At 49.6% G+C, this 23,515-nt stretch carries 16 protein-coding genes; 3 read left to right on the top strand and 13 right to left on the bottom strand.

Translation table 11 applies throughout. The annotated features are described in order from the left end of the window. Positions 1–4: 4 nt before the first annotated feature. The 5 genes from rsmB to pepT are packed head-to-tail and all read right to left on the bottom strand — an operon-like array spanning position 5 to position 4,819. Positions 5–1,339: a 16S rRNA (cytosine(967)-C(5))-methyltransferase RsmB gene (gene rsmB / locus P157_RS0107745; RefSeq protein WP_026760491.1), complete on the bottom strand. Its 1,335-nt coding sequence runs from the start codon at positions 1,337–1,339 to the stop codon at positions 5–7. Continuing rightward, positions 1,332–2,138: a DUF116 domain-containing protein gene (locus P157_RS0107740; RefSeq protein ID WP_026760490.1), complete on the bottom strand. Its 807-nt coding sequence runs from the start codon at positions 2,136–2,138 to the stop codon at positions 1,332–1,334. Before P157_RS0107740 ends, rsmB begins: the two co-directional genes overlap by 8 nt. 18 nt (positions 2,139–2,156) lie before the next feature. Beyond that, positions 2,157–3,092, bottom strand: a complete 936-nt coding sequence (gene fmt / locus P157_RS0107735) for a methionyl-tRNA formyltransferase (protein WP_026760489.1) — start codon at positions 3,090–3,092, stop codon at positions 2,157–2,159. Next, positions 3,089–3,556 (bottom strand): peptide deformylase, encoded by a 468-nt coding sequence (gene def, locus P157_RS0107730; protein ID WP_026760488.1) that lies wholly within the window; start codon positions 3,554–3,556, stop codon positions 3,089–3,091. The genes fmt and def overlap by 4 nt, the downstream gene beginning before the upstream one ends. A 9-nt stretch (positions 3,557–3,565) precedes the next feature. Next, on the bottom strand, positions 3,566–4,819 hold the full coding sequence (pepT, locus tag P157_RS0107725) for a peptidase T (protein ID WP_026760487.1): 1,254 nt from the start codon (positions 4,817–4,819) through the stop codon (positions 3,566–3,568). 126 nt (positions 4,820–4,945) lie between these two features. Between pepT and lgt the strand changes: the two genes are divergently transcribed. Beyond that, a complete protein-coding gene (gene lgt, locus P157_RS14135; RefSeq protein WP_037368222.1) occupies positions 4,946–5,725 on the top strand; it encodes a prolipoprotein diacylglyceryl transferase in 780 nt (259 codons plus the stop codon). Positions 5,726–6,384: 659 nt separating this feature from the next. Here lgt and P157_RS0107715 read toward each other — a convergent pair. The 3 genes from P157_RS0107715 to greA all read right to left on the bottom strand — a co-directional run bounded on the left by P157_RS0107715 (position 6,385) and on the right by greA (position 9,064). Further along, entirely contained in the window at positions 6,385–6,948 is a 564-nt protein-coding gene (locus tag P157_RS0107715) for a biotin transporter BioY (protein ID WP_051598546.1), read from the bottom strand. A gap of 96 nt (positions 6,949–7,044) precedes the next feature. Further along, positions 7,045–8,553, bottom strand: coding sequence for a lysine--tRNA ligase (lysS, locus tag P157_RS0107710; RefSeq protein ID WP_026760485.1), 1,509 nt, complete (start codon positions 8,551–8,553; stop codon positions 7,045–7,047). A gap of 34 nt (positions 8,554–8,587) precedes the next feature. Continuing rightward, positions 8,588–9,064 carry a transcription elongation factor GreA gene (gene greA / locus P157_RS0107705; protein ID WP_026760484.1) on the bottom strand — a complete coding sequence of 159 codons (477 nt, stop codon included), beginning with the start codon at positions 9,062–9,064 and terminating at the stop codon, positions 8,588–8,590. Positions 9,065–9,241: 177 nt separating this feature from the next. On the opposite strand from greA, the gene P157_RS15490 reads away from it, so the two are divergent. After that, positions 9,242–9,385 (top strand): hypothetical protein, encoded by a 144-nt coding sequence (locus P157_RS15490; RefSeq protein ID WP_155266717.1) that lies wholly within the window; start codon positions 9,242–9,244, stop codon positions 9,383–9,385. 48 nt (positions 9,386–9,433) lie between these two features. Here the strand turns inward: P157_RS15490 and ilvD are convergent, their stop codons facing one another. Both ilvD and cobO read right to left on the bottom strand, forming a co-directional pair. After that, positions 9,434–11,086, bottom strand: coding sequence for a dihydroxy-acid dehydratase (gene ilvD / locus P157_RS0107700; RefSeq protein WP_026760483.1), 1,653 nt, complete (start codon positions 11,084–11,086; stop codon positions 9,434–9,436). A 135-nt stretch (positions 11,087–11,221) separates the two neighbouring features. Continuing rightward, positions 11,222–11,758, bottom strand: coding sequence for a cob(I)yrinic acid a,c-diamide adenosyltransferase (gene cobO, locus P157_RS0107695; protein WP_026760482.1), 537 nt, complete (start codon positions 11,756–11,758; stop codon positions 11,222–11,224). 85 nt (positions 11,759–11,843) lie between these two features. Between cobO and P157_RS0107690 the strand changes: the two genes are divergently transcribed. Further along, complete coding sequence (locus tag P157_RS0107690; RefSeq protein ID WP_026760481.1) at positions 11,844–13,466, top strand: SGNH/GDSL hydrolase family protein; 1,623 nt, start codon at positions 11,844–11,846, stop codon at positions 13,464–13,466. Between the two features lie 66 nt (positions 13,467–13,532). On the opposite strand, the gene P157_RS0107685 is transcribed toward P157_RS0107690, so the two are convergent. The 3 genes from P157_RS0107685 to P157_RS0107670 form a co-directional block, all read right to left on the bottom strand. Further along, on the bottom strand, positions 13,533–15,233 hold the full coding sequence (locus tag P157_RS0107685) for a ShlB/FhaC/HecB family hemolysin secretion/activation protein (protein WP_230578457.1): 1,701 nt from the start codon (positions 15,231–15,233) through the stop codon (positions 13,533–13,535). 155 nt (positions 15,234–15,388) lie between these two features. Next, entirely contained in the window at positions 15,389–19,156 is a 3,768-nt protein-coding gene (locus tag P157_RS0107675) for a filamentous hemagglutinin N-terminal domain-containing protein (protein WP_080695409.1), read from the bottom strand. A gap of 303 nt (positions 19,157–19,459) precedes the next feature. Then, positions 19,460–23,467 (bottom strand): filamentous hemagglutinin N-terminal domain-containing protein, encoded by a 4,008-nt coding sequence (locus P157_RS0107670; protein WP_196243108.1) that lies wholly within the window; start codon positions 23,465–23,467, stop codon positions 19,460–19,462. Positions 23,468–23,515: the final 48 nt, after the last annotated feature.

Raw genomic sequence — 23,515 nt, 5'->3', positions numbered from 1 at the left:
TGTCTTATCCTTTCGCTTTGCGCATACGTGCAATAAAGAAACCGTCCGTGCCATCCCGCTGGGGATAGAGCTGTACCATCTTATCCGGACGCTTCACCGGCAGGAAATCACCAGTTTGTTCCAATGTAAATTCCGGATGACGGGTCAAAAAGGCCTCTACCACTTCGTCATTTTCTGACGGGTCAATGGTGCAGGTACTGTAGACCAGTACACCGCCTGCTTTAAGTGCCTTGGCGGCACTATCGAGGATTTCGCCCTGCAAAGGCGGCAAGGCCGCAATTTCCTCGGCACTCTTATTCCAGCGGGCATCCGGCTTACGCCGCAAAACGCCCAAGCCGGAACACGGTGCATCCACGAGCACCCGGTCGGCCATATCCTCATACTCTTCGCCCACTTCGCGGGCATCGAGCAAGGTCGGTTCAATAATGGTAATACCCAGACGCTGCGCATTTTCTTCAATGCGTTCCAGTTTATGCTCATAGATATCTCCGGCCACAATGCGGCCCTCGTTCTTCATCAGCGCCGCCATATGAGTGGTCTTACCGCCCGGAGCACTGCAGCAGTCGATAATGAGTTCGCCAGGCTGCGGGTCAACGACATGAGCAACCAGCATGGAGCTTTCGTCCTGTACCTGACAGAGGCCTTCCTGCAACGGCGCAAGATTATCCAACGCACCATGGGCCGTAACGAGTATCCCCTCCGGCGTCCACTGGCTTTCCTGCACTTCCGCACCTGCCGCCTGCAATGCTTTTAACAAGTCCTCACGGTTGCTTTTTAGCGTGTTGGTACGCACAGAAAGCACCGGCTGGCCGTTATCAAAGGCGCAGAGTGCTTCCGCTTCTTCAAAACCGAACTGCTTAACCCAGCGCTTCACCAGCCAATAGGGATGCTGACTCTTTAAGGCCAGTCCTTCCGTTGCCTTGCCCTTGCCTTCGGGGAACGTAGCTTTTTCCGGTTCCCGCACGGCGGTACGAAGCACTGCATTCACAAACTTTACCGTGCCTGCATGGCTGTACTTCTTGGTCAGTTCCACCGCCGTATTGCAGGCCGCCGAAGCTGGCACCTTGTCCAGATAGAAAATCTGATACAGCCCCAGCCGCAGGATTTCCCGCACCATCGGCGGAATTTTCTTTAGCGGTCGGTTTACATAGCGGCGCAGAATCCAGTCGAGGGTATCCCCGGCCTTCACCGCACCATAGACCAGTTCCGTCACAAAACGGCGATCCTGGTCAGAAAGTTCCGCCTTGCGCAGCTGACGGGCCAGAGCCACATTGGCATAGGCGCCTTCCTCATGCACTTCATTTAATATCTTAATCGCGATTTCCCGCGCTTTATCCATTATCTTGCTCCTTGGGAATGATGATTTTTTCCAGCTGGGCACGGACTTCGGCCATGTCCACATGGGTATTGTAGCAAGGACCATTGGGACGGATATTTAAGACGCCCACCGCCGGCAGAGGATAGACATCCTGAATGCCGCTCATGAGGTCCCGCTCACAGGCAATGGCCAGCACCGCCTTCGGCCGGGTGTTGTAGACAACCTGACGGGCCAAAGTCCCCCCCGTAGCCACAAAGAAATGGAAGCCCATTTCCTCGGACAGGGTCACGAGCGAACCGATATCGCAGCCGCCGCAGCGTTTGCAATTATTGGGGTCCCGAGTGATTTTATGCGGACAGGTGGCCAGCTGCAGACAGTGCGGCGTTACCACGAGCAGCTTGTCCGCCGGCACTTTGATGCCCATGCGGTTAAACATGAGATTGCTCGTAGCAATGAAGGAGCCCTCCAACTGACGCTTGCGGATGCCAAATATTTTGGCCACATAAACCGCCACCGGAAAGAGCATATTGATAAGCTCATAGGTCTGCCGCTGCAAAAAGGGCAGATAAAACCAGCCCTTTACCGCCAGTACCATATTCAATATAGCCAGCAAGGCCCCTGCACTCAGCAGGATAAACACGCCGCCCACAATCATCGGCAGCATTGCCGCAATCTCGGCCAGTCCCAAACGGGCAATGTACCAGATGACATAGAGCAGGGCCGATGCCAGCACCGTAGTCAGGGCAAGCACGCCGATAAACAGCCGCTTCTTGGCCCTGCCCGGCAATGTATAGGTTTTCTTTTGGGTCGAATCTGTCATTTTACTTCCCATATACGGTCAGTCAAACTTTGCACCAGCGGCAAAGCCGTGACCATTCAGATAGTCAGCAGCTCCCATTTTCTTCTTACCGGGCGCCTGCAGTTCCAAAATCTCCAGCACTTCATCACCGGCAGCCACAAAGAGGCCGGTCTTTTTGTCAGCCCGCACAACAGTGCCGGCAAGTGCCGTTGTGCGCTCTCCCGTGCGGCGGGTACGCCAAATCTTATACTTGGCACCATCGAGGCTCGTGTAAGCCCCGGGCCAGGAATTGAGGCCACGCACGAGATTATGCACTTCCTGCGCGGATTTTGACCAGTCAATCTGACCGGTGGTTTTCGTGAGCATCGGTGCATAGTTGGATTCCTCCGGCTGCGGCGTGCGCGTAAGCGTGCCATCCGAGAGTTTTTCCAGCGTGTCCATAAGGACCTTGGCACCCATGCCCATCAATCCGTCATGGACTTCCTCAAGCGTCGTATCCTCGCCAATGGGGAATTCTGCCTTTAAGAGCATATCGCCCGTGTCAAGGCCCGCATCCATAAACATCGTGGTAACACCAGTCTTTTCCTCGCCGTTAATCACGCACCACTGCATGGGCGCAGCCCCGCGATAACGCGGTAGGAGCGACGCATGGACATTGATGCAGCCGTATTCGGGAATGTCGAGAATACGCTGCGAAAGAATCTGGCCAAACGCCACGACAACCATTAAATCCGGTTTCATTTCCTCCAGTTTGGCGGTAAATTCTTCCGTCTTGATTTTTTCCGGCTGGTACACTGGCAGGTCATGCTCTACGGCCCAAGCTTTTACTGGCGACGGCATCATCTTCTGCCCGCGCCCTCTGGGCTTATCCGGCTGCGTGATGACCGCCATGACCTCGCACTGTTCATGCAGGGCGGCCAGACAGGGTACCGCAAACTCCGGCGTGCCCATAAATACTACGCGAAATTTCTTCACGACTGATTCCCCCTATGAACACTCGTGGCAATGTCAATAAAAAGCTGGCCTTCCAGATGGTCGAGTTCATGCTGAATACAGCGGGCCAAGAGTCCCGTGGCCGTCAAATGCTGGCGCTTGCCCCGGCGGTTCATAAACTCCACCTTGACCTTGGCAGCCCGCGTCACTTCGCCATAAATATCCGGCACGGACAGGCAGCCTTCGGTATCAACGACCTCGCCTTCCTTGAAGGTAATCACCGGATTGATGAGTTCCAACAGGCCATGTTCATCCTGGCAGTCAATGACCACCAGACGGATGTTCTGGCCAATCTGCGGAGCGGCCAGACCGACACCATCATTTTCATACATGGTCTCAGCCATATCGTCCATCAGCTTCTTGAGCTTTTTATCTACGCGTTCCACAGGTACGGAAACCTGCTTCAGGACGGGATTGCCCGCCTTCAAAACTTCTAATAATGCCATATATTCTCCTTATTTCTTGTTCAACTTGCCTGCGCCCACGGCGATTTGCAGTACCGTTTCCCCAGCTTTTTTGAGGGATTCCAGCGGCAGATATTCGAAACGGCCATGGAAGTTGGCACCGCCGGTAAAGATATTCGGACACGGCAGGCCCATAAAGGACAGACGAGCGCCATCCGTGCCACCGCGAATCGGCTGTACATCCGGCTCGATACCGGCAGCCTTCATGGCCTCTTTGGCCAGTTCCACCACATACATATTGCCGTCTTCAATCTTTTCCAGCATATTGAAGTACACATCGTGATGTTTTACTTCCACGCGGCCATCGCCATACTTCTTATTGAAGAAAGCGGCCATGGTGTCGAGATATGCCTTGCGCTCCTCGAACTTCTCACGGTTATGGTCACGAATCAGCATGCTCATCGTGCAGTTTTCCACATCACCGCTCATCTTGTAGACATGGAAGAAACCTTCGTGGCCTTCCGTGTACTCTGGCTTTTCACCAGTCGGCAGCATCTGCTGCCATTCGCAGGCCATGGACAGGGCGTTAATCATCTTGCCCTTGCCATCACCGGTATGCACGCTGACACCGTGGAAAGTAATCGTGGGGTTGGCTGCGTTGAAGTTCTCATACTCCAGACCGCCCAGTTCGCCGCCATCAATAGTATAGGCAAAGTCAGCGGCAAACTTCTCCACATCGAAACGGTCAGCGCTGCGGCCCGTTTCCTCATCCGGCGTAAAGCCAATGCGAATCTTGCCATGCTTCACCTCAGGATGCTGTACCAAATATTCCATGGCACTGACAATCGCCGTCACGCCGGCCTTGTCATCAGCGCCCAAGAGCGTCGTGCCATCCGTGAACATGATGTCCTGCCCTTTGTACTTGAGCACTTCCGGGAAAGCCTTCGTGGAGAAAATGATATTTTTCTCCGCATTGAGCACGATATCCTTGCCGTCATAATTCTTCACAAGCTGCGGCTTAATATCCTTGCCCGAAGCAGACGGGCTCGTATCCACATGGGCGATAAAGCCGACAGTGGGCGCATCTTCCATGCCGTTAGCCGGCAGGGTTGCCATCACATAACCATGGTTATCGAGTTCCACTTCGCTAAGCCCGATTTCTTTCAGCTCCTCGGCCAAGTGCTTTGCCAGCACCAACTGTCCCGGCGTGCTGGGGCAAGCCTTGTCGTTATCCTCATCGGACTGCGTATCAAAGCTCACATAATCCTTAAACCGTTTCACCAAAATATCCATGCTTAATTCCATGAAAAACACCTCGAATAAAATTTGTTCGTTTCATACATCTTATCATTATAGCATAAGTGGCTATAGTAAAAAAGCCCTTCATGGTTTATAATAATGATGGTCATATATCATATTAGGAGACTTCTTATGCATCAGTATTTATTTTTCATCGGGGATTTTCCCGTGCGTGCTTACGGACTCGTCATCTCCCTGTCCATCATGCTGGCCACCGGCGTCGGATACTTTCTGGCAAAGTCAGACGGCCGGGGCGCGGAAAAACATATCGTGGATTTGGGAATTTATTGCGGCCTGGCCGGACTCTTGGGCGCTCGGCTCTGGGATGTGTTCTTCTTCGATTGGGATTACTACTCCCATCACCTCACCGAAATTCTAAACGTCTGGCAGGGCGGCATGGCCATTCAGGGCGGCGTGCTCTTAGGCGTGCTCACCGGTGTCGCCTATTGCCGTTACCACAAGCTCGACACTTTGCATCTGATGGATGTACTGGCGCCGGCCATCATTCTCGGTCAGGCTCTAGGCCGCTGTGCCAATCTCCTGAACGGGGATGCCTTCGGCGCTCCGACCGGCAGCAGCTTCGGCATTGTCTATCCGGCTACGACGCTCGCCGCTCATACTTACGGCAGCCAACCGCTATGGCCAGCGGAAGTCTGGGAAAGCCAGCTCGATATGGTTATCTTCGCACTGCTGCTTATCTATCGCGCCACGTTCAAGCATGCCAAAGGACAATGCTTCGCCCTCTATGTCATGCTCTACTGCATCGCCCGCTTTGCTCTGGAATTTCTGCGCGGCGATTACGCCGAAAAAGTGCTGGGCTTTATGACCAGCGGCCAAACCACCAGCGCCATCGGCTTCACGCTTGCCTTTATCGCCTTCTGGGCATTAAAACTACATCACACAAAAGAATAAAGGGGGACATGCTCCTTTAACTTACAAAAATCCGCTGACAAAACATGTCAGCGGATTTTTGCGTAAATTGCAGTTTATTGCTCAGTTCTTGCTGAAAAATTTTTGTTACAGCTCAGTTAGGGCAGAGGTGTTAATACTTTTCGCCGTTGCACTGAATGACCCACAAGCAAATTTATGGGCTTTTTTAGTTACCTGCGCCGGGCAAGACCAGCGGCGCGTATGTTCAGCCCAGTATTTAGTTTGTGCCGTTTGTGGGCCAGTCCTCACTTCGTTCGGACAGTCGTTCCACGGCGAAAAGCATCACCACCTCTGCCCTAAGTTACGGTGACACAAAAATCTTCTTTTCTCGGTGATAAGTAACAAGTACATCGATGTTCTTGTTACGGGAGCAACGAGTTCGTGGCAATCGTATAGGCCGTAACTTGGGTCGGACGGGGGAGTGATTTTTCTGTAGGGAGCGACTGCCTGAACACAGTGAAGGCCGGCCCCATGTAGTCCCCTGCTAAGCAAATACGCTGAAAGAAGCGCCGTTGGCCTGCCCGGCGCGAGTAACTGGACAGCTCTACTTTACGAAGGGGTCGTTTAGCGGAAAACAGAAAAATTACTCCCCCGTCTGACCCCAAACTACGTATGAACAAGATACCTTTACCACGAACTCCTCAACGCTGCAACATTTTATTAATCCGCACACCCAGGAATGCCGCCAGGAGCGCCTTGAGCACATCCCCAAATACGAAGGGGGCCACAGCCATCATAAAGCCTTCATACCAGCCCACCTGCAGCACCATCACCATGGAAATCAACCCGCCAACATAGGTGAAGGGAACACCAATCAGCACCGTCACCAGCGCATAGCGGCGGAAACTTACTGCCTGCCCCTTGAAATAACTCTGCAGGAAGCACACCAGCGGCCAGCCAAAGTAGAAACCAGCCGTGGGACCTAACAGACGCCCCATGCCCCCTACTCCGCCCGGGAAAATCGGCAGCCCAATGGCGCCCAGGAACACATAAGAAGCCAGCGTGATAAAAGCTAGTTTCGGCGGCAGCACCAGAGCCGTCAAACCAATGCCGATAGTCAGCGCCGTGACCAGTCCCGGCGTAAAAGGCAATGGAAAGGAAATAAACGCCGTCGCACAACAAAAAGCCAGACAGATGGCCATGCGGGTCATATCCTGTACCGTAAAGCCCGCCTTTGGCATGTCTAAGGCATTCTCTCTTAGCATAATGATTCCCCCAATAAAAAACGCTTTTTATGAATACATCCCCATTATAGACGTATTCATAAAAAGCGTCAACTTTATTTTCTATTTAGTTAACTATTAGTCAGCCAGCGGTTTCATGGTCGGGAATAAGAGTACATCGCGGATAGAAGCAGCGTCCGTCAGGAACATAACCAGACGATCAATGCCGATACCTACGCCGCCCGTCGGCGGGAGGCCGTATTCCAGAGCCATGACGAAATCTTCATCCATGCCATGGGCTTCATCATCACCGGCTTCACGCTGTTTGAGCTGGTCTTCAAAACGGCCCTTCTGGTCGATGGGGTCGTTAAGCTCGGTAAAGCCGTTGGCCAGTTCGCGGCCATAGATAAAGAACTCGAAGCGGTCGGTAATGCGCGGGTCTTCCGGGTTGCGCTTAGCCAGCGGAGAAATCTCCGTCGGATGGCCCGTGATGAAGGTCGGCTGCATCAGAGTTTCTTCCACCTTTTCCTCGAAAGCCTGATTCAAAATACCGCCGATACCATGGCGCTGCTCATAGGGAACGCCGATTTCGTCAGCCATTTTGCGGGCTTCTTCTACGGTTTCGCAGGACATGAAGTCCTTGCCCGTAGCCTCCTTAACTGCATCATTCATGCTGATGCGCTTAACCTTGGCGAGGTCAATTTCCACACCCTGGTAGTTGATAACCGTGGTGCCGAGCACTTTCTGTGCAGCATTGACCACAATCCCCTCAGTCAAATCCATCATGTCCGTGTAATCAGCGAAAGCCTGATAGAACTCGATGGAAGTAAATTCCGGATTATGACGTACGTCCATACCTTCGTTACGGAAGATACGGCCGATTTCGTATACGCGGTCAAGGCCGCCGACAATCAGGCGCTTGAGGTTGAGTTCCGTAGCGATACGCAGGTAGAGGTCGATATCCAGCGTATTGTGATGGGTGATGAACGGACGGGCAGCTGCACCACCAGCGATGGTGGACAGAACCGGCGTTTCCACTTCCAGATAGCCGCGTTCATCGAGATACTCACGGATGGAGTTGATGGTCTTGGTGCGGCGGCGGAAGGTTTCACGCACATCCTGATTGACAATGAGGTCGAGATAACGCTGACGATAGCGGATATCCACATCCTGCAAACCATGGAATTTTTCCGGCAGCGGACGCAGGGACTTGGAAAGCAGGTCGAAATCTTCTACGCGTACGGTAACTTCGCCGCGATGGGTCTTGAATACCACGCCGCGGATGCCGATGATATCACCGATATCGAGACGGCGGAACTGGCCTTTGTACTTTTCTTCGCCCAGAACATCAATCTTGAAGTACACCTGAATGTTGCCCGTGCGGTCATTCAGCGTGCAGAAAGATGCTTTACCGTGGCCACGGATAGCCATGAGACGGCCGGCAATGAATACTTCGGGGCCTTCTTCGTCCCCTTCGAGGTGGTCATTGTCCTTCTTGATATCTGCCGCGTAAGCCGTCACTTCATAGCGATGGCCAAAGGGTGCCACGCCCATTTCCTTGAAGGCTTCCATCTTTTCACGGCGAACCTTCATCATCTCATTCAGGTCCTCTACAGGAGCCTGCTGATTCTGCTTATTTTCTGCCATTTATGCAAATTCTCCCATCTATGTCAGCTAATGATTAGCTCAAAATTTCCTTGATTTCGTACTTGATGATACCAGCCGGAGCGTGAACATCTACCACAGCGCCCACCTTCTGGCCTAAGAGTGCCTGACCCAGCGGGGATTCGTTGGAAATCTTGCCTTCATCCGGGTCAGCTTCCGTGGAACCAACAATCATAAAGGTTTCGGGGCCGTCTTCAGCAAATTCCAAATCCACTACAGAAACCTTGGAACCCATCTGCACCACATCACTGGAACCAGCCTTGATGATGTCGGAGTTGCGGATTTTGACTTCCAAATCCTGAATTTCACCTTCGAGGAATGCCTGCTCGTTTTTCGCATCATCATACTCGGAGTTTTCCGAAAGGTCACCCAGTGCGATAGCGGCTTTCAGACGCTCAGCCACCTCAATACGGCGGACACTTTTCAAGTAGTTCAGTTTCTCTACCAGTTTATTATAACCATCTTCGGTCAGCATGACCTTTTTATCTGCCATGTTAAACGCCCCTTTGCATTTTATCTATATAGTAACTAATTCATTATAAGACGGGTGCCCACTCATGTCAACCGCAGGGAATATGAATTTTTTTGTAATACATTCGCTGCTCCTTCGTATATTATAAATGGTTACAAATTTTGACATTGATGTAATTGGGGATAGGGGGATATAAAATTGTCATTACATGAAATATTACTGGGGTATGTCGTTTTTATTTTGCTGTGTCTGGTCTGGGTGACGCTCAGTCTGGCTAAGGATTATCAGCGGAAAAATCACTATCTGCTCTTGGAATTACGGCGGTTAAAAAGCCATGGATAATAGCGCATTTGAAAAAGCAGGGCCATAAGAGCCCTGCTTTTCTTGTACTTATTTCACAACAGCCCCGGTGCTTGCCGAAGTGGTCATGCGCGCATAGCGTGCCAGATAACCGTGCTTGATTTTCGGTTCCGGCTTCTGCCAGTTGGCACGGCGCTTCGCCAGTTCTTCATCGCTGACATTGAGTTCGAGCTTGCGGTTCGGAATGTCAATGGTGATTTCATCCCCATCTTCGATGAGCGCAATCGGGCCGCCCTCCATCGCTTCGGGAGAAACGTGACCGACGCAGGCCCCCTGGCTGGCACCACTGAAACGGCCGTCCGTAATCAGGCCGACTTTGAGGCCGCGGCCCGTGATAACCGCCGTGGGATTGAGCATTTCCTGCATGCCGGGGCCGCCCTTGGGGCCTTCGTAGCGGATAACCACCACATCACCATCATGGATTTCACCACTCATAATGGCGTCACAGGCTTCCGGTTCAGAGTTGTAGCATTTTGCCTTGCCGGTGTAGGTCAACATATCCTCTGCCACAGCCGAAGCCTTGACCACGGCATAGTCCGGCGCCAGATTCCCCTTGAGCACAGCAATGCCACCTTCCGGACGGTAAGGCGCCTCGACCGAATGAATCACCGTATTATCTTCCACCGGCGTATTCTTGATTCTATCGCCCATCGTGCCCGTCACCGTCAAGGCATCGAGATGAATCAGATTCTTCTTGGACAATTCGTTCATCACGGCCGAAATGCCGCCCGCTTCGTTGAGGTCTACCATATGATGCTTGCCTGCCGGGCTGAGTTTGGCAATGTACGGCGTGCGGCGGGAAATCTCATCAAAGAGCGGTGCCGGAATCTCAATACCTGCTTCATGTGCAATGGCCGTGAGGTGCAGCACCGTATTGGAAGAACCGCCAATCGCCATATCCACCGTGATGGCATTTTCAAAGGCCTTCTTGGTCAAAATATCACGGGGACGGACGTTGTTCTTTAACATCTCCATCACCACTGCCCCGGCGCGTTTGGCGAGCAGACGGCGGCCGCCCGTGTAAGCTGCCGGAATCGTACCGTTGCCCGGCAGTGCCATTCCCAGCACTTCCGACAGGGAGTTCATGGTATTGGCCGTGAAGAGTCCTGCGCAGGAGCCGCAGCCCGGGCAGCATTTTGCTTCCAAATCTTCCATTTCTTCAGCCGTCATATCGCCTGCCGCAAATTTACCGGCTGCTTCAAAGGCCTGACTGACACTGACATCGCGGCCCTTATAACGACCGGGCAGCATGGGGCCACCGGAAACCACAACCGCAGGAATGTTGAGGCGGGCAGCCGCCATCAGCATACCGGGCACAACCTTGTCACAGTTCGGAATCAGAATCAGCGCATCAAAACCGGAAGCCATGGTCACCGCTTCCACGGAATCAGCGATAAGTTCCCGGCTGGCCAGCGAGTATTTCATGCCCGTATGGCCCATGGCGATACCATCGCAGACACCGATGGCCGGAAATTCAATGGGCGTACCGCCAGCAGCTGCTACACCGAGCTTTGCTGCTTCCGCAATCTCCCGCAGATGAATATGTCCGGGAATAATTTCATTAAAGGAGTTGCAAATACCAATAAGCGGCTTGCTGAGATCCTCCGGGCCATAGCCATTGGCATGAAACAGGGAACGGTGGGCGCAGCGGGTAGCGCCTTTTTTTACATTATCGCTAATCATTCTTCCACTCTCCTAAGTACCAAGATACAAATATAGTTACAAGTTTACAACTTTACAACAGTTTTGGCAACCCCTTTAAGCCTTCCCCTTGAGGGGAAGGTGGCAGCCGCAGGCTGACGGATGAGGTGTCTTCCTTCAAAATTCAATTCCTTTTTGTGCCTTAATGCCCTTTTGATACGGATGCTTAATCTCCTTCATCTCTGTGACCAAATCCGCTCGCTCAATCAAAGAATCGCAGGCATCCCGCCCCGTCATCACCAGATGCAAATCCTCCGGCCGCATATCGAGAAGTTCCAGCATATCCTGTTCGGCAATCAGCTCGTACTTCACGGCGTAGTTGATTTCATCGAGAATAATCAAATCCCAGTTGCCGCTCTGGATTTCTTCTCTGGCCCGCTTCAGCGTTTCCTGCGCCGCAGCCTTATGTTCCTCCTGCGTCGTCGGTCCCTTATTGGTGAAGCCTAAGCCTCCCTGGTCAATCTCGATGCGGTCATCCACGTTTTTCAGCGTCTCAATGGTCTTGAGCTCCCCATAAGTGCAGCCGCCTTTGATGAACTGCAGGATAAGCACCCGGAAACCATCACCCCAGGCGCGGATAGCCAAGCCCAAGGCCGCGGTAGTCTTGCCTTTGCCGTTGCCCGTATGTACAATTACCAAACCTTGCTTTTTCATTTCCACATCACCTCAAAAATATGCTATACTAATTACTATAATTATACGATAAAAGAAAAAATCCTGTTAATGTTGGTGTTATTTTATGAAGAAATTTTTACTATTTACTCTTATCATATTAGGTTTTACCATCTTATCGGCTTTCATGGCGGAAAAAACCGACGTCTTGGGCTTGCGGAATATGACGCTTTCCACCTCCTTTGACGAGACGAAGGATGGCAAGCTGACCCTGTCCTGGGACCCGCTGCCCTATCCCTGCTTCTACAAGGTGGAAACCTACAGCCCCACCACCGGTCTGGTCGAAGGCGAGCCGGAGTCAAAGTTCTGGGGCAGCAACATCACCATGAAGGCTTCGCTGGAATTGCCCAGCAGTGCCATTCCCATGAGCTACCGCGTAACGGCCTACGGCATGTTCGGTCAGCTCACGGACCCGTCTGCGCCCATAGCTAATCCCATCCACAGCAAAAATCCGGTAAGCCCCAGCATAATTTACCACTACAAGGAAGATACCCCCGCCAGCCTCATGCCTTTCCTGGTCTGGCATTCGGTGCCCAATGCCGTATGCTATGAGGTGGAACTTTTGGCAGGCAAGCCCGCGCAGGAAGGCGGCACCGCTCCGGACAAAGCCAATCATCTGGAAAGCACCCAGCTGATTTTCACCAATGGCTGGCAGGCCAACCTCAAAAAATATGCCAACCGCAAATTCATCTACTGGCGGGTACGCGCGCTGGATATTCACCATCAGCCCATCGGGGAATTTTCGCCAGCGGAAGAACTCTACATTGACCCCAATCTTCCACAGCCTGACCATCCCCTCTTAAACGAATTCGACCAGATGCCGAACTTCGAGATGCCCATCTATCCCGTCTACCAATGGATTCCCTTAAACGGGGTTGAGCGTTACGAAGTCGAGCTGATGATTCATCCTCCAGCCAAGGAAAACGACAATGTGCCGACAGCCGATGCCGCATGGCGCAAGGTGGTCAATTCTGCCACGGCCTGCTACGACGAATACCCGCGTCCCTACGCCGGTGATTACTACTGGCGGGTACGGGGAATTGACAAGTCAGGCAATCCCGTCGGCGTTTGGTCAGATGCTGCCCACTTCGTGGTCAAACAGCAGCCCGAGCGGGTGCCTGTGGCCGTATTAGGCGACAGCATCACCCACGGCGGCGGCGCGGTTTCCAACTCACCGGCGGCGCTGGAATACAGCTACACTACCTACTTTGATTTTCCCTGCCTGAATCTCGGGCGCAGCGGTGATACCTCCACCATGACGCTCCAGCGTTTTGACCAGGATGTACTGCCTTACAAGCCGCTGAATCTCTTGATTCTCACCGGCACCAACAGCCTGCGGGCAGGCAGCATCAACCCGGATATCATCATCAATGACCTGAACGCCATCAAGGCAAAATGCGAGGCCAACGATATCCGCCCCATTTTCCTGACCTTGATGCCCGTAAATCCGGCCAATATCCAATTCGCCTTCCATACGGCTACAGATAAACAATGGCGAGCAAAACTCCAGCAGGTCAACAACTGGGTGCGCAATCAGCCCTACTTCATCGACCTGGAGCCCTACTTCTACGACAAGAGCCGTCAGGTTATGGACACCAGCTTTTCCATTGACGGCCTCCACCCAGATGTGCGGGGCAAAATGCTGATGGGTGAAATCATCAATCAGCACAAAGATGTTTTCCGCAAATAATTGACAACAAAAAAGCGATTTGACATGTCAAAAATCTGACAAGTCAAATCGCTTTTCTTTTGCCGATTAGAAATATACGCCGCCGCGAATCCAGAAGTGACCGTTCGGACTGCTGGTATCAGAAGTCGGAAGGTCATTGCTAAGCCGCCAAGCGTAATCGGCGCGGATAAACCAATCCTGGTAGCGAGAGAAAATCAGGCCAAGGCCTGCCCCTTCCAGATGACGGTAATAGTCACCCCCCGGAGACATACGCAACACGCCGCCATGGTCGAAATAGGCGGCCAGCTGCAGCTGCTTATCCTGCTCCTTGAGCGGAATCAGATAGCGCAGCTCTGCCCGCGTAATATAGCCGCGGTCACCGGATGCTTCACTGGCAGGATATGCCCGGACACCGTTAATGCCACCTAAGCTCATGCGCTCGGAAGAATCGAGACTGTCCTTTGCATACTGCCCTCTGGCCGAAAGCAGCAGATAGAGGCGCGGGGTCAAATCCTGACGGCGCAGAATGTTCCCCTTAATCTTCCAATAGCCACCTTCTGGAGAGCCTGTGGCCAAACTATGATGCGAAAAGCCAACCGAGCCCCACTTATTTTCTACACGCCAGAAGGTGCTGCCGTAATGGTCGGTTTCATCACCATAGAAAGCCAGAACGCCTGCGTGGCCATACTTATCATCCACAGTATCGGCAAAGGCTCTATACTCATCCTTTAGGCTGCTGTACTCATAGCGTGCGCCTACATAGAGATTGTTCTTCTGGCTGCGGCGGATAGCATAGTCAAGACCCACATTCGTAATGCGCGCCGTACCCACAGCATCCAGATTTTCAAATTCCTTGCCCATGCTATAGCTCAGAGAATTGTAACCAACAGATGCCTTCAAACCGTCCGTTGCCACGGGAATGGTATAGTTAAACCCGTAGTTATAAAGGTGGCTGCCCGTAAGCAGACCGCCCACGGCAAAATGGTCACCTTCATGGGCCAGATTCAGGAAATCGTAATCCACGCCCAATTCATAATAACCCGTATGGCGGTTGCCATAATTATCCACCGTGACAAGGCCCTGCTTGCCCTTGTGCTTGTTAAGGTCAATCTCCACATGCACCGTGCCCGGCTCGGACCCCTGCGACAGCACAGCCTTGGCATCTGCGCCTGCCAAATCCGAGAGCAGCCAGATAGCACGCTGCAGTTTTGCCTTGGTCAGGTATTCGCCCTGCTTTAAGCAGCGCACTTCCCGTTCCACGGCCGAATCATGGATGGAGGTGTGGTTGCGGACGGTGAGCTTATCAAAGCGGCCGACTTCCACGGCATACTCCACAATGCCGTTGGTAATCTTCTGCACCGGCAGATAAACACGTACAGCCACATAGCCGCGGTCGCGGAAATACGCCGACAAATCATCTGCTCCCGCTTCCAAATCCCGGAAGGTCAGAAGCTGATTCTTGCGCTTATCAAGAACTGCCAGAAGTTTTTCCTCGGGGAAAATATCCTGCCCGGAAACCTTGAAGCCTTTGACTTCCACTTTGAGTTCGTCCGGCAAATCCAGGGCCGGACGGGAATCCGGCACGGAAACAGAAGCATTGTCTTTCTTGTCCATATCCTTGTCTGCTTGACGCGCTTCATTCACCTCTGTAACCAACTCACCTGACGTAGGCGGTTCCACCGAAGGAGCTGCTTCCGCACTGGTCAGGGGAAAACTTCCCATGACCGTCGCCAGCAAAACAGCTTTAGAAATATTTTTGATACTGCGTCTTCTCGTATTTATTAACAATCTAATCTTCTTCCTTTCCTGTTATTTTTTCACCTTCACTGGGAGAAATGGTCAGTGCTTCGGCATCGAGAACGATGCCATCATCACACTCAGCCACTTTTATCTTGCCACTTCTCCCCTGCAAATCTTTGATAATTCTTGCGGCAGCTCCCGCATTACTTGCGAAAGGACTGCACCTCTTTTTTATTATCAAAATGGGTATATACACCATCCAAATCATCCAGGGTGATGCCCATTTCCTTGAAAGCTGCAAACAGCGCCTGCGACTCAACTTCCACGTTCTTAGCCGCATCGCCCGCCTTCAATACTTTCTTGCCAAAGATATCCATCGGATAGATATCAAAGGTCGAACCATTGTAAGTCAGCTTGAACTTCGCCGTGCCAACCTTTGTCGTGATTTCCTTATCGTACTCACGATACTGATTCTTCGGCTGGTCAGGTTCCGGCAGAACCTTGGCCGTCGGTTCCATCTTCACCTTGTCCGGGTCAATGGAAACATCATAGGTGCCATAGAGCTTGGTCTGACCATTTTCCTCGCGGAAGAACGGCAGTTCCGCATTCTGCAAACCTAATACGCGGTCAGTCCCCGGAGCAGTACGCGGAGCCGTGGTGTAGGAGGCAGAACCATCCACATTTGTGGTATCGTGTGGGTCAAGCTGGGGTTTTACATCATCAGGATTGTTGCCGGTTACAGTCAATTTAGCGGTCTTATCTACAATATCGTATCCCCATGCCGTGGCAACATTCGAACCTTTTACGTCAATATCATAGATGCCTACATAAGCCGTAGAGGGATAACCAGCAGAGGTTGTCACACCATCTGTTACCGCACCATCAAGCGTCTTTCTGGCCATAAAATCTGCGTCAATGCCGTCCTTGAAATTCTGGGTGTATTGACCGCTCAAGCTGTTCTTAACGGCATAGCTATTGCCATAGCCCATATCCGTAAGCGTTTCCCCATAACGCTTGGTCTTGTCAAAAGCCGTATAAGTGACCGTAGGCGTAGCCTTGAAGATGTACATATCTTTCGTTGTAGCGACACTATCCTGTCCATTCCAGCTCCATAACGCAAACTGATTACTGTTCAAATCGCCCAGTTTGCTCGTTGGCGCATCCGAATAAACCTTCCAATAATAATCAGCATCTTCGTTCGTATTGAGCGCCTTAGCTGAGTCCTCTACATTGTTCTCAAAGTTTCCCTGCGCTTTAATGACGATGGAATAATTAGCATCAGCATTTGTATTTGCAGCAACACGATACAAAGAAGTTCTAACAGCTGAAGCGCCTTTCGTACTGGTGATTTTATCAGAAATTTTTACATCCTTACCAGCAGTCAAGGTGATTGTATCTCCAGCCGTAACCGCATCAGTGAAAACGCTGGCAGAATCTGATTTAAGGTTCGCCGTACTGCCAACATCTATAAACTTAGCCGCTGTGATATCATTTTGGGCATTAACATCAAGGGCATTGTTTAACTGCACAGAGCCATTCATATCGACCTTACCTGTGGAGTTAATTGTCATGTTATCCAACTTGCTAAGATTGCCGACGGCCCCCTTTAACTTAACCTTACCAGCATTAACAGTCAATGAGGATGGATGTAAATCTGTTTCTACTACATAGTAAGAAAGCTTATCGCTATTGCTGGAAACATCGTCCCACTTGGAATAAAAATTATTTGCTCGTACTTCATCTTTATAGGAGGTATAGTTAATCGATAAAGCTGTTTGTGATTTGTCATCACCATCACCTTTATCATCATTGGGTTCACCAGTAGCAAAATTACTATATACCCCATCTACCTTTCTACCATGCGGTTTTTTCATCCAATCCGTATCACTCGTACTTGGATCGCCTCCATATGTTTTATCAGTCTCTATGTTTTCACCTACGGTCTGCACATAAAAAATCTTGCCTTTCTCATCATCATTACCATCCGTCCATGCCCAGTAGCGTTCATACCTGCCATCACTTAACTTATACCAGCCACCTTTTTTATGATCCTTATCAGTTGTTGTGTTTGTTTTATCATTTACCAAAGTTACAACATTACCATTATCAAACTTCACTTTTGGCAAACCAGTACTACTGTCAATAATAACATTCCCATTGGCATCTGTTTCGACAGCTACTACATGTCCACCCACATAGGCTTCTGATTTATTATTAGTATCCGGTGGAATTGTAGCTGTAACCACCGCATCTTCTAATGCACCAGTAATGACTGCTAAGTATGATTTTGTACCGTTGCTCCATTTTGCCTTTGCAGCAGCATCAGCCTTACTCCAACTGGTTCTTGTATGTGACGAAATACTGTACGCATTAGCCGAATTGACTGTACCATCAATAGAAACGTCACCGCTTTTTACCACTTTGCCATTTTCTATACGCTGCGTATTAAATTCTACCGTATTTCCCGTAGCCAGCAACAATTCATCGCCGCCTAGTGAAATATTACCACCATTCGTGGCTATTTTACGGTCTGTTGTTTCATTATTGTTTATACGTTTTTCTAATTCTGAATTATTCAACCCGATATACGTACCATTCTTCCCTGTCGTAGTAACATTACCACCATTGGTGCTAATATTACTGCGCAGAATAACAGCACCATCCGTGCGTGTAGATTTAGTTTTACCCGAATCATTCGCATTCAATTCTACATCAAGAGCCCCAGCCGTGCTCGTAATTTCAGCATCCACACTAATATTACGGCCAGCAGTAAGCGTAAGAGAAGTAATAGTCTCTGTATCACCACTCTTCTTTATTTCATTGCCAATCGTTATGTCTGAATAAAAATTAGCCTCCAAGGGACTGGAAACAATATTGACATTGGTATCCTTCAACGTATTGCTAAGAGACGAATTGCTTATTTTGGACTTGTCATTACTCTCATCATTGATTACTACATTGGTGCTAAGAATATTAAACGTTCCAGCCTGACCATCACTGGCGCTGGCATGCGTTTGGGCATTTTTTTCTACTTTTACCTTATCACCAGCAAAATTTACATCTCCCAACAACATTATATTGCCTTGAGCATCTTTGTAGATTTTATTAGCTGCGGTAACCTGCTCATCATTGACTGTGTTTTGTAATATATTCGAAGCATCTTTCGCTTTCAGAACAACATAGCCATTGTTGGCATTAATCGTGCCACTATCGATTATCTGTCCGCCATTGCTTAGCGAAGTCACAAGCACACCAATTTTGTTATCGTAATCTACGACCATATCTGCTGCTTTGTCAAGATTGGTTAATTTAACCTCATCGCCTACAACCAAATTAACCTGTTTACCTGTAATTGTGCCCTGATTCTCTATTGTTTTATGTGCCAATAACGCTACAACACCATCTGCTTCAATTCCTTTACGGTTGTTTGCAGTTTTTTCAAGCTTTATTATTCCACCAGTTAATTCTTTGGGAGAAAAGCTAAAATCTTTGTTCACATATTGACCATTATCCTTGGTGAGAAAACCTTCTTTCATTTCCAACGTTGAGGCCACCAGGTTACCCACTTCCACCTGAGCAGTATCGCCGAACGTAATACCATTGGGGTTAATCAGAAAAACAGTTCCCCCTGCTCCATTTATTTGACCTCGAATATCAGAAACATTTTCAGGGTTAATAACATCAACACGATTTAAGACCATCCAATTCCCTGGCCCACTAAAATTAACCGTCTCATCTTCTGCGATATTAAACGATTTCCAATCAACAGCCCCCCTGGTCTGATTAAGCACAACATTCATAGTCTTACCATCAGCAGATACAGGTATTTTCTCACTTCCATCTACTGTAATATTTTTAATATTATGCTCGCCCTGAGGCAACGCCATCGCCGTCGGCATCCACGCCGTTACCGCAATGGCTGCAGCCAACGCCCCCAAACGTTGTTTCCGATACTTAGTGATCCATCTCATTAATCCCCTCACTCCTTTTAATATTCTCTTAAGAAACAAACTATCCAAAAGTATAGCACAATATAGGACTAAACTCTAGTGAAAAACGTCATATTGCGGTGTAACTATTTCGAATTCGCATCATTTTATGCAAAGTTGACTAGAATAATAGTACAGCAATAAGACCAAAGTCCCTACTTCTATTTAGACATTTTTACACTTCCAAAAGCAAGCCGCCCGCAAAGGGCAGCTTGCCTTTTGAAGTTAAAATTCGTTTGTCACATTTTTCGTATTCGTGACGAAAGAACTACCTATTAATTTTTCTTAATTTTTTCTGTCAAAATGGGTGTATACGCCATCCAAATCATCCAGCGTTATGCCCATTTCCTTAAAGGCGGCAAAGAGTGCCTGCGACTCAACATCCACGTTTTTAGCCGCATCACCTGCCACCAGCATTTTTTTAGCCGTGTTATCGGAGGGATAAATGTCAAAGGTTGAACCATTATAGGTCATCACAAATTTTGCCACGCCAGTCGGTGTCGTCAGTTCCTTTTCATACTCACGATACTGGTTCTTTGTTTGTACAGGTTCCGGCAGAACTTTGGCCATGGGTTCCATCTTTACCTTGTCCGGGTCAATAGAAACATTATAGGTGCCATAGGATTTTACCTGCCCGCCTTCTTCACGGAAGAACGGCAGTTCAGCACTTTGTAAACCTAATACGCGGTCTACGCCAGGAACGCTGCGGGACGCTGTAGTATAAGACGCTGAACCGTCAACATTGGTGGCGCTATGAGGGTCAAGCTGCGGTTTTACATCACCGGGATTTGTATCTCCTTCCGGTTCTGTGGGCGGCGGAGTCGGGCCAGGTTCTATGCCGATGACCGTCAATGTACCAGGTTTAGCATCTAAAATATACCCATGGTCACGTGCCGTAGTTTGCATGTTGGTAAAATCAATCTTATAGGTGCCGGCTGCCGCATTGGCAGGAAAACCTGGCGACTGCGTACCAACATTATTAAGTCCGTACTCAGCAAGCAGGCTGTCGTCAAAACCATCGCGGAAATTGTTTGTATAACGTCCGCTTAATTCGTTATTGAAGGTATAGCCTGTGTCAGTAAGTACTTCCCCAACCTGTTTGCTGGCATCGTTGGCCGTAAAGGTAAGCGTCGGGTTGTACTTAAAGACAAAACGATTGCCTGTAGCCGTAGAAGTCGATGTACCATCCCAGCCCCATTCGGCAAAGTTACCGCTATCAAGATTACCCAAGTCGTCACTGGGTTTGTCTGAATAAATCTTCCAGGCACTGCCGCTGCCTACCTGTATCGCAGGACTTTGCTCTGCTGTGGCGGCAGTAAATCTAAACAAACGCAGTGGGGTTACAGGCACGGCAGTATTATTGTGGAAATTCCCCTGTGCCTTGATTACCACGGCCTGCTGATTACTTTCAGCCTCTGCCTTTAACGTGCCATTGATGGTAACGTCATTATCCGCTGTAATACTTATGGTTTTACCAGTAACAGCATTAACATTTACATCACGTCCGGCTATAGCTTTATCAGCGCCGGTGCCAGCAAACAAGGAAACATCTTTGCCAGCCTCAGCAGCTTGCGCAAGTAAAAGACTATTTACAGCCGTTGCCGACAGATTCCCATCAACCTGCACGGAGCCATTAGCTTTGATATCGGCATTAGCATTGACGGTCAAGTCATTCAACTTGGTAATACTGCCCACATTCCCCTGCAGGTCAACCTTATTACCCTTGATGTCAAGGGAAGTTTTCCCCAGTTCCGTTTCTACCACATAAGTCTTTATGAGGTCATTGTTATCATGGATGTCCTCATAGATATCATCCCACCGGGAATGATAGTTTATGGCCAGACAGTTCTGGGTATGTATTTGAATTAAATCATCATTAGGTTCATTCGCAAGGAAATTGGTATAGCCATAGGCTTTGCCAAAATGTTTGAGCTGCTTGTAGTTATCCTGGGTAGGTTCAATGCTATCGCCATTAGGATTCTGTATAGCCTGCACATAAAAGACCTTCCCTGCTTCCGGCCCGGTCACCCATGCCCACAGGCGCACCAAAGTGTTGTCGTTGACCTTGTACCAGCCGCGATTTCCGTTCTCCGCTCTTACCTTGTAGCTATTTTTCCCATACGCCGTATCAGTATAGATGAGCTGCAGCTTTCCTTCCGGTATTTTGCCATCAGCTGTCAACCCTGTTAAATTTATGTTGCCATTTTCGTCTACCGTACAGGTAACACCTTCCGGCATAGCCACCACATGCCCGCCGATATGGGATTCCGCTTCAGTGGGGGCCACAGAATTCACTACAGCATCCTCCAGGCCACTGGTGATGACAGCCAGGTATCCCCCCTGTTTCTCAGCACTTTCCTTGGACCCCTGCAATGTTACATTATGTAATTCGCCGGATTTATTGTCCCAGGGAATCTTATCGCTAGTCCTTCCTATGGTGTACTTGTTTCCTGAATCCACCGTACCAGTAATGGTAACATCACCAGCAGACTTGCCGTCTGCTGCAGTCGTATCCAGTGTCACCTTGCCGCTGGTTGCCAGCAGGACCTCACCGTTCAGGGTGATATTGCCGCCGTTCGTTACCACAGTCCGGTCTTTACCTGCTTTTTCACTATCCTTCAGCCCAAGGTATGTTCCGTTCATACCCGTAGTGGTAAAATCGCCGCCATTGGTGGTAATGTTGGCTCTGATAATAGACGCACCATCTATTCGCTCAGATTTACCATCCAGTTTGTTATTGGAATTCAAGGTAAGATTTAGTTTGCCGGCCGTACTCGTAATATCCGCATCCACACTGATATTGCGCCCGGCCGTCATGGTTAGGCTGGTGTCAGTTCCATCTGTCTTTTTTATCTCATTAGCAACCTTAATGTCTGCGAAGTCTGTCGGGCTGCCCGGTTTTGCTACGACATTGACATTGGTGGTTTTTAGCGAGGATGTAATAACGCGATTATTGACCACATTGCCACTGTCTGTTGTAATAACATCATGGCTGATATTGACATTGTCACTTTCAATGTTCCAGGTGCCAGCCTGACCGTTTTCCCCTGCGGCATGAATGCTGGCCACCTTAAAGTAGCTGGAAGAGTCTTTTTTTAATTTTTTGTTACCTGCTACCAGTAAGTCCTTAGTGCCGATGGTATTGATGACACCGCCATTCACGGGGCCATCAGCGGTTACAGTACCTGCCACAATCAGCTTCTCAGCCTTCAAAGAAATACTGCCGCCATCGGCCACCTTTTCCCCATCAATTACCGATGCGGCCTCGTCCTCACTCAGTCTTCCTATAGCCTTCACAGCATTCTCAGTGACTATGCTGTTGCCCTCAATACTGACATGACCGCCATTGCCGCCCTTGACAACTTTTTTGTCTTTTATATAGCCACCATCGGCTCTTATATCGCCACTATTCCAAATGCTATAGCCGCGAATATCTATATCGCCGCCATCCGCCAGAATTATATTACCGTCTACGTCCTTTGTTATCTTCTTGGCAGCTACTACACCGGAATTTGCTATTATCCCATTTATGGCTTTCTTAGCCTCCCCGGCTGTCATCACAACATATCCATCATTAGCCGACAACGTACCAGAGTTGAGGATATTCACGTCAGCGCTCTTATCTACGCCGGCATTTACCTTAATGCCAATCTTGTCATCCAGTGCCAGCTCAATTTCATTACCTGTTCCTATACCAATCTGGCCAGCTGAAATTTTACCTTCATTTATCACCTGATGGGCAAGGAGAACTACCTTTTTATCATTGGACAGGCCGATATTGGCTAAATTCTTTATGACACCAACTTTCTCGCCTTTCTCAAATAAATACTTGCCCTTTATAAAGTTTTCATTCGTGATATTCAAAGTTGAGGCGACCAGGCTCCCCACATCTATCTGGGCACCTTCACCAAAAGTAATGCCATTAGGGTTTATCAGGAAAACTGTACCGCCCCGCCCACGGATTTCACCATATATTTCTGACATTGGCCCGTTAGGAACACGATTTAGAACTTTAAATCCGTCTGTTCCCTTGAATTTTACCCTTGCACCACTGCCAACATTGAATGTGTCCCAATTTATAACGGCACTACCATTAACGTTCACGGACATCTGCTTTTTCTCTTTAACAATACCATCTCTGCTTATGTCGGCATTACCTTTGATTAATTTTTCTCCTGTGGGCAACGCATCTGTTGCTGGTGCAGCTATCACGCTCGGCATCCACGCCGTGGCTAAAATAACTGCTGCCAAAGCACACAATCGCTGCTTGCGCAGCTTTGTTATTCGTCGCATAAGCATCTTCACTCCTTTTTTAATCTATTTTTAATAGTCTGACCATTT

The sequence above is a fragment of the Selenomonas ruminantium AC2024 genome, assembly GCF_000687995.1.
Classification (GTDB): domain Bacteria; phylum Bacillota; class Negativicutes; order Selenomonadales; family Selenomonadaceae; genus Selenomonas_A; species Selenomonas_A ruminantium_B.
Note: the sequence above shows the minus strand (reverse complement) of the source record. Positions and strands in the feature narration are given on the sequence as shown.

Coding starts and splice junctions, on each gene's coding strand:
- rsmB (WP_026760491.1), bottom strand. CDS start 1,339: ATGGATAAAGCGCGGGAAATCGCGATTAAGATATTAAATGAAGTGCAT.
- P157_RS0107690 (WP_026760481.1), top strand. CDS start 11,844: ATGAAGAAATTTTTACTATTTACTCTTATCATATTAGGTTTTACCATC.
- P157_RS0107740 (WP_026760490.1), bottom strand. CDS start 2,138: ATGACAGATTCGACCCAAAAGAAAACCTATACATTGCCGGGCAGGGCC.
- pepT (WP_026760487.1), bottom strand. CDS start 4,819: ATGGAATTAAGCATGGATATTTTGGTGAAACGGTTTAAGGATTATGTG.
- P157_RS0107675 (WP_080695409.1), bottom strand. CDS start 19,156: ATGAGATGGATCACTAAGTATCGGAAACAACGTTTGGGGGCGTTGGCT.
- P157_RS0107670 (WP_196243108.1), bottom strand. CDS start 23,467: ATGCGACGAATAACAAAGCTGCGCAAGCAGCGATTGTGTGCTTTGGCA.
- lysS (WP_026760485.1), bottom strand. CDS start 8,553: ATGGCAGAAAATAAGCAGAATCAGCAGGCTCCTGTAGAGGACCTGAAT.
- lgt (WP_037368222.1), top strand. CDS start 4,946: ATGCATCAGTATTTATTTTTCATCGGGGATTTTCCCGTGCGTGCTTAC.
- def (WP_026760488.1), bottom strand. CDS start 3,556: ATGGCATTATTAGAAGTTTTGAAGGCGGGCAATCCCGTCCTGAAGCAG.
- cobO (WP_026760482.1), bottom strand. CDS start 11,758: ATGAAAAAGCAAGGTTTGGTAATTGTACATACGGGCAACGGCAAAGGC.
- P157_RS0107715 (WP_051598546.1), bottom strand. CDS start 6,948: ATGCTAAGAGAGAATGCCTTAGACATGCCAAAGGCGGGCTTTACGGTA.
- greA (WP_026760484.1), bottom strand. CDS start 9,064: ATGGCAGATAAAAAGGTCATGCTGACCGAAGATGGTTATAATAAACTG.
- ilvD (WP_026760483.1), bottom strand. CDS start 11,086: ATGATTAGCGATAATGTAAAAAAAGGCGCTACCCGCTGCGCCCACCGT.